Genomic DNA, 15,339 nt, shown 5'->3' with positions numbered 1-15,339 from the left:
GAACCTCCTGAATTTTAGTGAAAACATGGGTAACTATTGACCAAAACACGAACAATACTTACATATTATAAAATAATTGTACGCTATTATCAATAACTTCGTCAGGAAAACAAACGCAGCCGCCCATGCCTGTTCGGCACTTGCGACTGCATACACCTGCATTTGCTTTGATGAAGTTATCGTTTTTTCTTGCCTTTGCCTGATAGCTTTTTGATGCGATCTGACAGTGCGACTGGTTTGCTTTTGGCAGTCGCCCTGATTGGCTTGATCGGCTTCTTCGACTTGCGGCTCTTCGCCTTTACCTCTTTGGGCATTAAGTTCCCTAACTCTTCCATGGAGATGGATTGGCCGTCCTTTACACGATCCCTGACGCGCTCTTTCGTCTCCTCTGGCACTTCGAATCCCATGTTTCCCAGCTCATCGAGCAACGTATCTACATTGGCTCCGCCCTTCGGCATTTTTTCCGCTAGCTTCATAATATCGTTAAGCGTCCATTGCCGCCCTGTTTTTTGGCTTAGCTTATCGAGCAAGTTCGAAACAAAATCTCCGCTCAAATCGGCCCCTCCCTTTGTGGGAATATCCCTCTCTTACTGTATGTCACAAGAGTTGATTTGGTTTGTCATGATTCGCGGAAGAAGGAAAGTTGCCCAAATATTTACAATGATTTTCACTTTCATATAACATTTAAATGATACCAACAAAATCCAACAGTCCGGGGGCCCACATGAACTTTATTCGAAATTCTCTGTTTTCTCCGCCTGTTGACGGTTCTTTGGGTGACTTGTCGTCCTCTACCCTACATGAAACCCTTTTACAACCGATCTTGGAGCATATGGAAGCAGGGGTGACCGTTTACGGGCTTGACGGCCACGTCCTTTTTTTCAACAAAGCTGCCAAACAATTCGGCATGTCCGAACCGATACATATGCACGAGCAAACATACGGCTCTTCTACCTTTTATCATCCAGACGGCATTACTCCTGTAGCATTTGGGGAGTTGCCGTCTGTTCGAGTATTACGCGGGGAAATCGTCAATGACCAGGAAATATGGACACAGCCTAGTGGAAAAGCCGTATCGATTCTCGTAGCCAACGGGAAGCTTCTCACCCAGTCATCTGGTGAGCCTGTTGGTGCCCTGATCGTTACACACGATATTACGGAGCGCAAATGGGCTGAGCAACGGCTGGAGGTTAGCGAGCAGCGCTACAAATCACTGTTTGAGCACAACCCGGACATCGTGTGCTGGCTTGATCTGGCAGGCAAGTTCTTGAATCTGAATCCGGCGTTTGAAGTCATTACAGGCTACAGCCTGATCGATCTTCGCAACCAGTCCTTTCAACAGTTGATGGACAGAGAAGGCGTCAAGCGCGTCCTCTCGCTGTCACGTCATGCACAAAAAGGCGTATCCGATAATTACGATCTTTTTGTGTTCCATAAAAATGGAGCGCGAATTGAGCTCAACGCCACCGTCGTCCCTATCGTCGTAAACGAGACCAACGTCGGCTATTTTGTCATTGCCAAAGACATTACCAAGCGCAAAGAAACCGAGAGAGTGATTCACTACCTTGCCTATCATGATACGCTGACAGGGTTGCCCAATCGCTCCTTATTCCAAAGCAAGCTGGAAGATTCGCTCGTCCATGCCTCTCACCATGCACAACCGCTGGCGATCCTGTTTCTGGACTTGGATCGCTTCAAATACATTAACGATACACTCGGCCATTCCACCGGGGATAGTTTGCTTTCGCAAATTGCCAACCGTTTGCGGGACAGCGTCGGTCCTCATGATACCATTTGCCGTTTAGGTGGGGACGAATTTACGATCATTCTTCCAGGAATGGCTCACGATGAAGCGATGCATTTTGCTGAAAAACTCATGCAAAAGCTCATCTCTCCGATCTTTTTGGGCAACCAAAGCTTCGTGGTCACTACCAGTATAGGTATCAGTCTCTTCCCTCAAGATGGGACCGACGCTGAGACCTTGATAAAAAATGCAGATACAGCGATGTACCAAGCCAAGGAACACGGTAGAAACAACTTTCAGTTTTTTTGCCCCGAAATGAATATCGCTCTCGCCAAAAAAATGATGCTAGAAGCCGGACTTCGAACAGCATTGGATAACAACGAGTTTCAGCTGCATTACCAGCCGCAGTACGATCATGAAAAGATTGTCGGGCTGGAAGCCTTGATTCGTTGGCAGCATCCTGAATACGGAATCGTGTCCCCGCTTGATTTCATTCCCTTAGCCGAGGAGACGGGCTTGATCATCCCCATTGGCCAATGGGTACTCGAAAAAGCCTGCCAACAATGCATGGAGTGGCAGCAGCAAGGCTTGCCACCTGTACGTCTCGCCGTAAACTTGTCCATGCGCCAGTTGCAAGACAAGCATCTGGTGACAATGGTCCAGCAAACGTTGCAAAAGACAGGGCTCGCCCCTGCTTACCTTGAGCTTGAAATTACCGAGAGCATTGCCATGCATCGACTCGATACAGTCATTCCGCGTCTTCAGATACTTCAAGATATGGGGATTCATATTTCCATCGATGATTTTGGGACTGGTTATAGCTCCTTAAGCTGCTTGCAGTCGCTCCCCATCAACTCTTTGAAAATAGATCAGTCTTTTATGCGTAACATGTCCACCCACACATTGAATACATCCATCGTGTCCGCGATTGCTGCTATGGCGCATAGCTTGAGCCTTTCTCTCGTAGCTGAGGGCGTGGAGACAGAAGCGCAGCTGGAATTTTTACGCACGCTTGGCTGCAGCACTTTTCAAGGCTATTTTTTCAGCAAACCCATTCCGGCAGCAGAATGTGAATCGTTGTTGGCAAACAACGCAGCAAAATAGGGTGAGTCGGCAATAGTTAGAAGCCGACACCGTATCGAAGGACATGAATAACATGCATGTAGGACGAGAAAACATGATTGACAAATACTGGTGACAGGAATACGATGACAAAGTCAATCAGTCATCCTCGTTAGGTGAGGCTCCTATACAAACATAGGCCACTGCCCGGAAATATCGAAAGATGCCAATGGGTAGAACAGGAACTGCCGAACTAAGGCTTTTCTTAAGGTGGCTAAGGAATGTTTCCTTTACGTTGTATAGTGCCAAAGCTCTGGTAGGGGAAGAAAAAGTGGTGTTATTTTGTGCACTTTTCTAACCCTCTAGATTCCTGCTAGAGGGTTTTTATTTTGAAAGGGGGGAACGTTTTAATGGACAGTAGTCCAAGTTGCGGAATGAATAACTGCAATCAAGATTGTGTACGGAGAATTTTCCGGCCTTGTGGCGCTGCGGCATGTTCCCCATACCTTATTTGACATTCTCCCTTTTATAGTATCTTCATGTAGGCATGCTTGCGCAACATGGTCGTATACCTCCGATCCTTATTTGCGAAAGGATGAGAAAACCATGTTGAACATTTACAAAACGAATGCCATGGGAAAAATAGAAGAACTGCATCAATTTGAAAAAGGCTGCTGGATCCATCTGACCGATCCTTCTGAACAAGAAAAGCAACAAGTCGTCAGGGAGTTGTCGATTGACCTTCATTTTTTGCAGGATGCCCTTGATGACGAAGAAATAGGGCGGATCGACAAGGACGGAAACCGTGTGATGCTCTACGTAGACATCCCGGTCTCCACGAAGGAAGGGACGAAGGACAACTATACGACGGTTCCGCTGGGAATCATGGTGATGGAAGATTATATCTTAACCGTTTGCCTGGTAGAAACATCTGTCATGAATGAGTTCATCAAAGGGAAAGTGAAAAACTTTCACACGCACATGCGAAACCGGTTCGTCCTGCAAATTTTATCGAATACGTCGCATGATTATTTGCATTACTTGAAAAAAATCAACAAGCAGACAGAAACGCTGGAAAAATCGTTGCGACAATCGACGAAAAACAATGAACTGCTTACCTTGCTTGAATTGCAGAAAGGCCTCGTTTATTTTTCGACGTCCCTGGAAACAAATAGTCTGTTGATCTCCCTGCTTCGGAGTGGAAGTTATTTGAAAATGTACGAAGAAGATAAGGCACTACTGGAAGAAGTAAAAATCGAAACCAAGCAGGCCATCAAAATGACGGAGATCTATACCGCCATTTTAGGGAACATCATGAATGGCTTCGGATCTGTCATCTCCAACAATCTGAATCGCGTAGTGAAGCTGTTGACCGCCATTACCATTGTCATCACGTTACCTATGGTGATCGGCACCTTTTACGGGATGAACGTCGCGCTTCCTTTTCAGGATCATCCACACGCATTCACGATCATTATGATTATGTCCACCACCATTACGTCCGTAACAGCCCTCCTATTTTGGAGAAAGAAGTATTTCTAAAACGAATGACCAAAAAACCGACATCGTAAAAGGATGTCGGTTTCTTTTTGAAGTCTCGATTTATGTCAGCTGGACAAGCCTTCCTTCCAGCTTCACTCTCTCTTCTGCTAAATAGCCAATGACCTTCACCAAAAGCTCATGCTCCACGGCATGGATACGAGCCGCCAAAGTTTCAGCCGTATCTGCTTCTTGCACCGCTACGGGAATTTGGGCAATGATCGGCCCTGTATCCAGACCAGCATCAACCAGATGTACCGTTACCCCCGTCATCTTTACCCCGTAAGCGAGTGCTTGACCTATGGCGTCTTTTCCTGGAAACGCGGGCAAAAGCGACGGATGCAGATTGATGATTTTTCCTTCATAGCTAGATAAAAGTGTCTCACCGACCAACCGCATGTAGCCTGCCAGCACAACCAGCGATATATCGCGTTTTTGGAGCTGGGCCACGATTTCCTGTTCAAAAGCAGCCTTGTCTGCATACTCCTTTGGTTGAAAAACAAAGGAATCGATCCCTAAACGCTCTGCACGTTCCAAAACCTTGGCACCGGGCTTGTCGCACACGAGCAAGGCAACTTCTACACCTGCGAGCCTGCCGTCCTGTACAGCCTGCACGATCGCTTCAAAGTTGGAGCCGCTGCCTGAGGCGAAAATGGCCAGCTTTCTCACCATTCCACCCCGTTGTATACGACTTTGCGCTCTCCCGCTTGAATATGTCCGATCAAATACGCCTGTTCTCCCAGCTCTTGCAGCTTTTCCATCACACTCACTGCGTCTTCCGGCTTCACAACTAGCATCATGCCAATACCCATGTTGAACGTTTTGTACATATCCGGGTAAGAGATGTTACCAGCTTCTTGTACCAGCTCAAAGATCGGCAGCACCGGCCAGGAACCTACGTTGATCATAGCCTGCATTCCTTCTGGAAGCACGCGCGGAATGTTTTCAGTAAAGCCGCCGCCAGTGATGTGTGCCAGAGCCTTCACTTCATGTGATTCCAGAACGGATAACACTTGCTTCACGTAAATGCGGGTTGGGGTCAGCAGCTCTTCGCCGAGCTTTTTGCCCAAAACGTCTACATGATCATGCAGGGACATGCCTTTGTCTGCCAAAAGCACCTTGCGAACGAGCGAGAAACCGTTGCTGTGCACGCCGCTTGCAGCCAGGCCGATCAGTACATCGCCTGCTGCCACGGACGCTCCCGTAATCATTTTGCTCTCGTCCACGACACCTACGGTAAAGCCTGCGATGTCGTATTCACCTTCTGCGTACATGCCAGGCATCTCGGCAGTCTCCCCGCCAATCAGCGAGCAGCCCGACTGCGAGCAGCCTTCTGCGATCCCTTTGACAATCGCTTCGATTTTTTCCGGAATGACCTTGTCAACTGCCAGATAATCGAGGAAAAAGAGCGGCTCTGCCCCTTGAACCACAACGTCATTGACGCACATGGCGACAGCATCGATGCCGATTGTATCGTGTTTGTCCATGGCAAACGCCAGCTTCAGCTTAGTTCCTACCCCATCTGTGCCGGAAACGAGAATGGGTTTCTCGTATTTTTTTGTATCCAGGCGAAACAGCGCTCCGAACCCGCCCAAATCAGTCATTACTTCCGGGCGGAACGTCCGCTTCACATGCTTTTTCATGCGTTCGACGGCTTCGTTGCCCGCATCAATGTCTACGCCAGCTTGTTTATATGCTTCACTCATCGTTTCTCCCCCTACAAGAGGTTGCTTGGTTTTAGCGGTGGTTCATAAGTAGCACTGTTAGCATTTGAGCGCAGGTAGCGCTTCTTCGAACTCAATCTCTGTCGGATACTCTCCGTTAAAGCATGCGAGGCAATGTCCTCTATTAGGAGCCGAATCCATGCGGCCGATTGCATCGATCATTCCTTCCACAGACAAGAATGACAGCGAATCAGCCTCAATGATTTGACGAATTTCCTCTACGGATTTGGTCGAGGCAATCAACTCCTCGCGAGACGAAGTGTCGATGCCGTAAAAGCAAGAATTCATAACGGGCGGAGAGCTGATACGCACATGCACTTCTTTCGCGCCAGCCTCACGCAGCATGCGGACGATCCGATTACTCGTCGTACCGCGAACAATGGAGTCGTCAATCATGACGACGCGCTTGCCTTCCACTACCTTGCGAACCGCAGACAGCTTGAGATAGACAGCGCGCTCACGCAGCTCCTGACTCGGCTGAATGAAGGTGCGTCCGACATAGCGGTTTTTGATCAAGCCGATTTCATAAGGAATTCCTGTCGCTTCTGCAAATCCGATAGCAGCAGAGATACTGGAATCCGGTACACCTGTGACTACATCAGCATCAATCGCAGATTCCAATGCCAGCTGCTTGCCCAGACGTTTGCGTGCCATGTGGACGTTGATTCCATCGATGTCGCTGTCCGGTCGGGCAAAATAAATGTATTCAAACGTACAAATCGAACGTTGTGTCGCTTCCGTAAACTTGCTTTCGGTAATGCCATCGCGATCGATGACAATCAACTCACCCGGCTGTACGTCACGCCAATACTGCGCGCCGATAATATCAAATGCGCAGGTCTCGGAAGCGACAGTGATCGCGTCGCCGAGACGTCCCAATGACAGCGGACGCAAGCCATTCGGATCGAGGGCGATCACGAGTTGATGCTCGTTCATGACGAGAAGCGCATACGCTCCCTTGATGTATTGCAGGGCGTCCTTTACCGCTCCCGGCAAATCCTTGCACTCAGAGCGGGCGATCAGATGTGCGATCACCTCAGTGTCGCTGGTCGTCTGAAAAATGGAGCCCTTTGCTTCGAGCTCTTTACGGAGCACGGCTGCGTTCACGAGATTTCCGTTGTGGGCAACAGCCATGCTGCCTTGTGCATAGCGGAAAAAGAGCGGCTGGGCATTTTCAATCTTGCTCGAGCCAGCAGTCGTATAACGGGTGTGGCCGATCGCGATATGACCGCTGAACTTCTCCAGATCGCCCTTGCCAAAAGCCTCTGACACGAGACCCATCCCGCGGTGCTTATACCATTTCTCGCCGTCGGAGGCGCAGATGCCTGCGCTCTCCTGACCGCGATGTTGAAGGGCATGCAGACCCAGATAGGTCAATTGGGATGCTTCTTTGTGGTTGTAGATGCCAAAGACGCCGCATTCTTCATTCAATTTGTCCCAGATTACCCGATCAAACATGGAATCGCATCCTTCCAGGCTGCTTTCACCTCTTGAGTCGAAGCGTTGATCGCTTCTGTACCGTTCACGTTTACTACCAGACGATCGCCGCCGACCGTACCGATGTTCCCGGCAGGTACGCCATGTTCACCTGCCAATGCGAGAATCGCCGCCGCTTGCTCTGGGGAAGCACTGAGCAAGATGCGAGATTGAGATTCACTGAACAAGAGCGCGTCTTTACGCAGCTCGGACGCAAGAGCCACCTGCGCACCGAAGCCTTTGCCGAAGCAAGATTCAGCCAGCGCAACACCCAGACCGCCTTCGGACAGATCGTGTGCGGAGTTCACCAGACCTTGGCGAATCGCTGTGAGAACCAGCTTTTGCACAGCCGCTTCCTTGGTCAGATCGATTTGTGGAGGACGTCCGGAAATGCTGCCCGTAGCCATCTTTTGATACTCACTGCCGCCAAGCTCAGCGAAGGTCTCGCCCAACAGGATGATCGCGTCGCCTTCGTTTTTGAAATCCTGAGTCGTAATATGGTCAACATCGGTGATCAAGCCCACCATTCCCACTGTTGGGGTTGGGTAGATCGCGTCACCGCTGCGTTCATTGTAAAAGGATACGTTTCCGCCGATGACCGGAGCATCGAGTGCTACACACGCTTCGCTCATGCCCTCGCACGATTTTTCAAATTGCCAGAACACCTCAGGCTTTTCCGGACTTCCGAAGTTCAAGCAGTCCGTAATCGCCAGCGGCTCTGCACCAGAGCAGACGACGTTGCGTGCGGATTCTGCAACTGCAATGGCACCGCCCACTTTTGGATCGAGGTACACATAGCGACCGTTGCAATCCGTACTCATCGCAAGAGCCTTGCGAGTACCGCGCACCATGACAACAGCAGCGTCAGAACCAGGCTTTACAGCTGTGTTTGCACGCACGATGTGATCGTATTGCTCGTATACCCACGCTTTATTCGCCACCGTTGGCTGAGCCAGCAAGCTTTTCAGCGTTACATTCAGATCTTTCGGTTCATGGATGGCTGCCAACACATCTACATTCGCGTTTGCTTCGTAGTAAGCAGGCACCGCAGATGGACGATGGTACACAGGTGCGTCGTCTGCCAAGCTGTCTACTGGTACCTCTGCTACTACCTCACCTTGGTGCAACAGGCGTAGCTTGCTGTCTTCCGTTACTTTACCCACTACAGCGGATGCCAAGCCCCATTTATCAAATATCGCAATCGCTTCTGCCTCTTTGCCTTTTTCCACGACGACGAGCATGCGCTCCTGCGATTCAGACAGCATCATCTCATATGCAGACATGCCAGCTTCACGTTGTGGCACTAGGTTCAGATTCATCTCGATTCCGTTGCCTGCCTTGGACGCCATCTCAGAGCTAGAGCTGGTCAAGCCAGCCGCTCCCATGTCCTGAATCCCGACGACGATACCCGTGTCGATCAGCTCCAGGCACGCTTCCAACAAGAGCTTTTCCATGAATGGATCTCCGACTTGTACCGCCGGACGTTTTTTCTCTGACTCTTCCGTGAGCTCCTCGGATGCGAAGGTCGCCCCGTGAATACCGTCGCGCCCCGTGCTTGCGCCAACGTAGATAACAGGGTTGCCGATACCGGACGCTACCCCTTTTTGAATCTTCTCGTGGTCGATCAAGCCGACGCACATGGCGTTTACAAGCGGATTGCCTTCGTACGTAGGGTCGAAATTCACTTCGCCACCCACAGTCGGAATCCCGATGCAGTTCCCGTAGCCTGCAATACCTGAAACGACGTTTTCAAACAAGTATTTGACACGTGGAGACTTGAGCTCCCCGAATCGAAGCGAGTTGAGCAGCGCAATCGGACGCGCGCCCATCGAGAATACGTCACGGATGATACCGCCCACGCCAGTCGCAGCCCCTTGGTACGGCTCAATTGCAGATGGATGGTTATGGCTTTCGATTTTGAAAACGACCGCCTGATTGTCCCCGATGTCGACAATACCCGCACCTTCCCCTGGTCCTTGCAAAACGCGAGGTCCTTTTGTCGGGAAACGACGCAGGACAGGCTTGGAGTTTTTGTAGGAGCAGTGCTCCGACCACATGACACTGTACAGACCTGTCTCCGTCCAGTTCGGCTTGCGGCCGAGAATTTCGACGACACGCTGATATTCTTCGTCAGTCAGACCGATTTCTTTGTATAGTTTTTGATCGGCAATTTGTTCGGCTGTCGGTTCTTTATGCGTGAGTTGTGACACTGTTCTGTTCCCTCCAAGTCTTCAGGATCGAGGTAAACATGCGGCGTCCATCATCGGAAGTCATCCAAGAGTGGACGGCACGCTCTGGGTGAGGCATCATGCCAAGTACGTTTCCACGTTCGTTGCAAATGCCCGCGATGTCTTCCAGTGAACCATTCGGATTCTCGCCATGATAGCGGAAAACGATCTGATTGTTCGCTCTCAGCTTCGCCAGCGTTTCTTCATCACAGTAGTAGTTTCCTTCGCCGTGCGCGATCGGAATTTGGATCACTTCCCCAGCCGCGAAATCACGGGTAAAGGAGGTATCGTTGTTTTCCACACGCAATTCGGACAGCTTGCAACGGAATTTCAGGGAACGGTTACGCAAGAGAGCTCCTGGCAACAGTCCAACTTCGGTCAAGATCTGGAAGCCATTACAGATTCCCATGATCAGCTTGCCTTCTTCTGCCGCCTTCACCACTTGCTCCATGACGGGTGAAAAACGAGCGACCGCACCACAGCGCAGATAATCTCCATACGAGAATCCGCCTGGCAAAAGAATTGCATCATATTTGGAAAGATCCGTATCGGAATGCCATACGTAATCCACTGGCACTCCCATTACGTCTTCAACTGCGTTAAACAAATCAATGTCGGCGTTCGAGCCTGGAAAGACGATAACGGCTACTCGCATATCCTTAGCCCTCCACGATATCAAAGCGGTAGTCTTCTACCACCGTATTGGCTAGCAGCTTTTCGCACATTTCACGTACACGTTCTTCTGCTTGCGCACGGTCAGAAGTGTTCAATTCCAGCTCCAAGTACTTCCCGATACGCGCATTGTTTACTTCATCAAAACCCAAAGTGTGCAGAGCACCTTTTACAGCGTGTCCTTGCGGGTCCAAAACACTCTCGCGCAATGTTACATAAACAACAGCTTTAAACATGTACGTCTCCTCCTAGTCTCGTAAGCATTTCTTTGTAAGCTTCCTCCACATTGCCCAAATCACGGCGGAAGCGGTCTTTGTCGAGCTTTTCATTCGTTACTGAATCCCAGAAACGGCATGTATCCGGGGATATTTCATCGGCGAGGAGAATCTCCCCGTCCGCTGTTTTTCCGAATTCCAGTTTGAAATCGACCAAGGTAATGTTGCGCTCGCGCAGGTAAGGCACGAGGACCTCGTTTACAGCCAGACCCATGCGCTCCAATGCCGCTTGGTCACTCTCGCTCGCAATTCCCAACATTTTGATATGGGAGGCATTTACCAATGGATCTCCCAGTGCGTCATCCTTGTAGTAAAACTCGACAACGGGCTGCGGAAGCACAGTTCCTTCTTCCATGCCAAGACGCTTGGCCAATGAACCTGCTGCGATATTGCGAACGACTACCTCCAAAGGGATAATCTCCACTTTGCGAACAACTTGCTCTGTGGCGGACAGCAGACGGACAAAATGGTTGTCGATGCCCCGCTCCTTCAGCATGGTGAAAAAGATTGCGGTAATCCGGTTGTTCAGCTCACCTTTTCCAGTGATTTGCGCCCGTTTCTCTCCATTGAATGCTGTTGCGTCGTCTTTGTACTCTACCCAATACTGATCAGGCAAAGATGTTCGATAAATGCGCTTTGCCTTACCTTCGTAGAGTTGTTCCTGTTTTTCCACCGTAGGAGTCACCTTCCCAGTCAAAAAGGTTGAGTTTCGGTTAATTCACGAACGTTTCAACTACATTAAAACACAATCATACGCATTTATCAACGAAAAATGATGGAATAGACTTCGACAAACGTTCGGGAATTACTGCATATTTCCCGGACGATAGATGTTAACATTCGTTTACATGTTCTCCATACTGGCTTTAGGAAAAGGACCTCCCTCCGGGCAGGTTCTTTTCTTTTGTTTATGATAAAATTGTCAGTGGTACAACCAATACGTGAAAGAAGGAATTTCAGATGTTTCCATTTGAAGTGTCTTTTCCTACCAAAATTTACTTTGGCATGGGCGAACTGGAGCGTTTGGGCCAAGAAGCACAATCTATGGGCAAAAAAGCATTGCTCGTCACCGGCGGCAATGCAGCCAAACGCACAGGTCTTTTGGACCGCGCCAAGGCTTTGTTGCAGAAAGCTCAAGTGGCGTTTATTGTTTTTGACAAAATCGAACCGAATCCACGTACGGCAACGGTTGATGCCGGAGCAGCTCTCGCTCGTGAGCATCAGTGCGACTTCATCCTGGCTATCGGTGGGGGTTCCGTGATGGATGCCTCCAAAGCGATTGCGGCAGCAGCCGTTTCCGGACGCCCGATTTACGATTACATGCGGGGAAATCCGAGCGGCTCTGGTCAATTGCTGGTACCCGTTCAGGAAGCGCTGCCCATCATAACCGTCCCGACAGTAGCCGCTACAGGTTCGGAAGCAAACCATATCAGCGTCCTGACTCATTGGGACACCCATGAAAAATCTTCCATAAACGGCCCGGCACTTTACCCGAAGATTGCCATTCTTGACCCGTCTATCACCTTTACCGTTCCGGCTCGCGTCACAGCGGAATCTTGCGCCGATATCTTTTCGCATCTGTTTGAAAACTATTTGATCAGCGCGGAAGGAACACACGTTCAGGATGGTATTTCTGAAACACTCATGCGCCTCGTCGTCGAGCACTCCATCACAGCGATCCAACAACCAGACAACGCAGAAGCGCGTTCCACCCTGCTATGGACGAGCACGCTGGGCATCAGTCCATTCGCTGCTGGCGGTCGTGGTGCTGGAATGCCTCTTCACGGAGTCGAGCATCCGCTGAGCGGGATCTATGATATGTCTCACGGTCGTGGACTGGCGATCCTGTCCTTGCCTTATTTTGAACAGGTGATTTTGCAAGACCGGCCCGAGAGACTAGCCCGTATGGGACGTCATTGCTTTGGCGTTACCGTGGAGAACGAAGCGGAAGCAGCACGAGCAACGATTGAAGCCGTGCGCCGCTGGTATGAGCGCATGGGAATTACGGAACGACTCTCTGACTTCGGCGTGACCAAACAATCACTCGCGCAAATGGCAGAAGAAGCGGTTCGCATCGGCGGACGCGGAATCGGGTATCTGCCTAGCTCACGAAAATTAAATGAATCAGATGTAATCGCGATCTACGAGGCTTGCCTGTAAGCGAAGCATCAAACATACTGGCGAGCTTTCGTTCAGGTGTGCAATAATACAAATTAATCATTAATCAAAATTATTTTACTACGGAGGTTACTACCTATGGCAGATCCACGCATTAATGAACTGGCAAGCCGTCTCGTCCGTTACTCCCTCCATTTGCAAAAAGGTGAAAAAGTCCTGATCGAAAATACAGGCCTGCAACCTGAACTCGTTCGTGCACTTGTGCGTGAATCGTTTGCAGTTGGAGCTCTGCCTTTGGTTACTTTGAAAGACCAAGAAGTCATGCGTGCCCTCTATCAAGGTACCAGCGAAGAGCACATGGCCCTAATGGCAAAATACGAGTATGACCGGATGAAGGACATGGACGCTTACATCGCCATCCGCGCTTACGACAACATCAACGAGTACGCCGACGTACCGGAAGACAAAATGGGCATCTACGCTCGCGTCTTGTATCAACCTGTACATACAAACGAGCGTGTTCCTAACAAACGCTGGGTTGTGCTGCGCTACCCGAACAAATCGATGGCGCAACTGTCCAAAATGAGTCTGGAAGGCTTTGAAGACTTCTACTTCTCCGTCTGCAATCTGGACTACGCGAAAATGTCCGCTGCCATGACTCCGTTGAAAGAGCTGATGGAGCGAACCGATCGTGTACGCATCGTCGGTCCAAAAACAGACCTGCGCTTCTCCATCAAAGGAATCAATGCCATCAAATGCGACGGCAAACGCAATATCCCGGATGGCGAAGTCTACACCGCTCCTGTGCGCGATTCCGTTGAAGGAACGATTTTCTACAACGCGGCATCGATCTACAACGGCATTACCTTCAATGATGTGCAGTTCACATTCAAAGAAGGAAAAATCGTGGAAGCGACCAGCTCCAATACCAAAGCATTGAATGACATCCTCGACACAGACGAGGGCGCACGCTATATCGGAGAATTCGCGATCGGCTTCAACCCGCACATCCTCCACCCGATGCTGGACATCCTGTTTGACGAAAAAATCGCGGGAAGCTTCCACTTCACACCAGGGAATGCTTACACAGTAGCAGACAACGGCAACCGCTCCTCCATTCACTGGGACTTGGTCCAAATCCAGCGCCCTGAATACGGCGGCGGCGAAATCTGGTTTGACGATGTGTTGATCAGAAAAGACGGGCTTTTTGTGTTGCCAGAGCTGGAAGGCTTGAACCCGGAGAATTTGATTTAAAGGAAATGAATGAAAAAATGGGTTAGGGAATGAGGTTCCCTAGCCCATTTTCTATCTCTGTGAGAAACCAACACGAAAGGGGCTATCCAGAAAATCGTATTCACTGACTTTCTGGATAGCCCATGCTTCCGTTTGGCAACCGCACCTCAAAACATGTACGAAGTAGATCACTTTGAACAGAAATCGTTCCCCGATGCTTTTCGACGATATTTTTCGCAATAAACAAGCCGAGTCCTGTGCCTCCCCCTTGATGAGTACGCGCTTTGTCGCCTGTAAAAAACATTTCAAAAATATGCGGCAGCGCCTCCTCAGGTATCTGGTCACCGTAATTCATGATTTGCACAACCACTTCATCGCCCTCACGATAAGCGTTCAAATCGATAAAATGGCCATCGCCCCCATAGCGTATCGCGTTGGTCAGGATGTTCTCAAATACTCGCGCCAGCAGCTCTCCATCTCCCACTATCACTAATTGAGCAGTAATCGCACACCGCGCGACCAGCTCGTTTTTCTCAAAGGAAGGATACATCTCTTCATTTAATTGGACAAGCAATTCACTCACATCCATGACCTTTTGCTCGAGGTTGACCATGCCGTAACTCATTCTGGTAATTTCGAAGAGCTCATCAATCAACTTTTCCAATCGTTGTGACTTGGTAAAAGCAATCGTCGCATAATGCCGCATTTGTTCTTCTGACATCTGCTTATCTCGCAAGATGAAATCCAGATAACCTAGAACGGATGTCAGCGGTGTGCGTAAATCGTGCGCCAGATTCAAAACAAGCTGATCCTTACTGCTTTCGGCGAAATCTCCTCGTTCTACCGCCTTTTGCAGCATGTCACTTGCCTGATTGATATCCTTGGCGATATCTGCGAACTCGTCATTGGTTGGAATATGGACATGCCGCGTAAAATCTCCGCTGGCGAGATAATGAATACCAGAGGAAATCTCCCGAAAGTAGCCCGCATACCGTTTGGTCAGGAGATAGAAAAACAAGATCGCAATGGGAGCAAAGACAATCAAAAAGAAATTGATATCCCCCATATCCCTGATGTAACGGCGAACATCGGCAAGCGGCTCTTCATACTTGACCTCCGTCCGATAGTAAAACTGGAGTACTTTATAGAGCAGAAAGGTTACGATACCGGCTAGAAGCATGCCTAGCCCAAGAAGCTCAACCATTTTAGAACGAAAGCTATGTCTCCTCTTTATCATGGAAAAAATGAACCACTCCCTATATTGTTTT

13 protein-coding genes and 1 riboswitch are annotated in these 15,339 nt (G+C 49.6%); of the genes, 4 read left to right on the top strand and 9 right to left on the bottom strand.

Translation table 11 applies throughout. The features are described from left to right. Positions 1-176: 176 nt before the first annotated feature. On the bottom strand, positions 177-554 hold the full coding sequence (locus ACFYU8_RS24380) for a hypothetical protein (protein ID WP_390304590.1): 378 nt from the start codon (positions 552-554) through the stop codon (positions 177-179). A 170-nt stretch (positions 555-724) separates the two neighbouring features. On the opposite strand from ACFYU8_RS24380, the gene ACFYU8_RS24375 reads away from it, so the two are divergent. Together ACFYU8_RS24375 and ACFYU8_RS24370 are read left to right on the top strand one after the other, a co-directional pair. Next, a complete protein-coding gene (locus ACFYU8_RS24375; protein ID WP_390304592.1) occupies positions 725-2,848 on the top strand; it encodes an EAL domain-containing protein in 2,124 nt (707 codons plus the stop codon). Between the two features lie 119 nt (positions 2,849-2,967). Then, positions 2,968-3,138: riboswitch (M-box (ykoK) riboswitch) on the top strand. Between the two features lie 274 nt (positions 3,139-3,412). Then, the gene (locus tag ACFYU8_RS24370) at positions 3,413-4,348 is read left to right on the top strand and encodes a magnesium transporter CorA family protein (protein WP_390304594.1); all 936 of its coding nucleotides are present in this window, start codon (positions 3,413-3,415) and stop codon (positions 4,346-4,348) included. Positions 4,349-4,408: 60 nt separating this feature from the next. Here ACFYU8_RS24370 and purN read toward each other — a convergent pair whose 3' ends face one another. The 7 genes from purN to purC are packed head-to-tail and all read right to left on the bottom strand — an operon-like array spanning position 4,409 to position 11,393. Next, positions 4,409-5,017: a phosphoribosylglycinamide formyltransferase gene (gene purN, locus ACFYU8_RS24365; RefSeq protein ID WP_390304596.1), complete on the bottom strand. Its 609-nt coding sequence runs from the start codon at positions 5,015-5,017 to the stop codon at positions 4,409-4,411. Next, positions 5,011-6,051, bottom strand: coding sequence for a phosphoribosylformylglycinamidine cyclo-ligase (gene purM / locus ACFYU8_RS24360; protein ID WP_390304598.1), 1,041 nt, complete (start codon positions 6,049-6,051; stop codon positions 5,011-5,013). Before purM ends, purN begins: the two co-directional genes overlap by 7 nt. 57 nt (positions 6,052-6,108) lie before the next feature. Continuing rightward, a complete protein-coding gene (gene purF / locus ACFYU8_RS24355) occupies positions 6,109-7,527 on the bottom strand; it encodes an amidophosphoribosyltransferase (protein ID WP_390304600.1) in 1,419 nt (472 codons plus the stop codon). Next, complete coding sequence (gene purL, locus ACFYU8_RS24350; protein WP_390304602.1) at positions 7,512-9,755, bottom strand: phosphoribosylformylglycinamidine synthase subunit PurL; 2,244 nt, start codon at positions 9,753-9,755, stop codon at positions 7,512-7,514. The genes purF and purL overlap by 16 nt, the downstream gene beginning before the upstream one ends. Beyond that, on the bottom strand, positions 9,736-10,428 hold the full coding sequence (purQ, locus tag ACFYU8_RS24345) for a phosphoribosylformylglycinamidine synthase subunit PurQ (RefSeq protein ID WP_390304604.1): 693 nt from the start codon (positions 10,426-10,428) through the stop codon (positions 9,736-9,738). The genes purL and purQ overlap by 20 nt, the downstream gene beginning before the upstream one ends. Before the next feature lie 4 nt (positions 10,429-10,432). Further along, positions 10,433-10,681 carry a phosphoribosylformylglycinamidine synthase subunit PurS gene (purS, locus tag ACFYU8_RS24340; RefSeq protein WP_106841034.1) on the bottom strand — a complete coding sequence of 83 codons (249 nt, stop codon included), beginning with the start codon at positions 10,679-10,681 and terminating at the stop codon, positions 10,433-10,435. Next, a complete protein-coding gene (gene purC / locus ACFYU8_RS24335; protein WP_390304606.1) occupies positions 10,674-11,393 on the bottom strand; it encodes a phosphoribosylaminoimidazolesuccinocarboxamide synthase in 720 nt (239 codons plus the stop codon). Before purC ends, purS begins: the two co-directional genes overlap by 8 nt. Before the next feature lie 287 nt (positions 11,394-11,680). Here purC and ACFYU8_RS24330 point away from each other — a divergent pair, with 287 nt between their 5' ends. Next, on the top strand, positions 11,681-12,880 hold the full coding sequence (locus ACFYU8_RS24330) for an iron-containing alcohol dehydrogenase (protein WP_390304608.1): 1,200 nt from the start codon (positions 11,681-11,683) through the stop codon (positions 12,878-12,880). Positions 12,881-12,976: 96 nt separating this feature from the next. Continuing rightward, a complete protein-coding gene (locus ACFYU8_RS24325) occupies positions 12,977-14,092 on the top strand; it encodes an aminopeptidase (RefSeq protein ID WP_390304610.1) in 1,116 nt (371 codons plus the stop codon). A 100-nt stretch (positions 14,093-14,192) separates the two neighbouring features. Here the strand turns inward: ACFYU8_RS24325 and ACFYU8_RS24320 are convergent, their stop codons facing one another. Then, on the bottom strand, positions 14,193-15,308 hold the full coding sequence (locus ACFYU8_RS24320; RefSeq protein WP_390304612.1) for a sensor histidine kinase: 1,116 nt from the start codon (positions 15,306-15,308) through the stop codon (positions 14,193-14,195). Positions 15,309-15,339 lie beyond the last annotated feature (31 nt).

Origin of the sequence: Brevibacillus sp. NPDC003359 (assembly GCF_042878995.1) — a bacterium.
Taxonomy (GTDB): domain Bacteria; phylum Bacillota; class Bacilli; order Brevibacillales; family Brevibacillaceae; genus Brevibacillus.
Note: the sequence above shows the minus strand (reverse complement) of the source record. Positions and strands in the feature narration are given on the sequence as shown.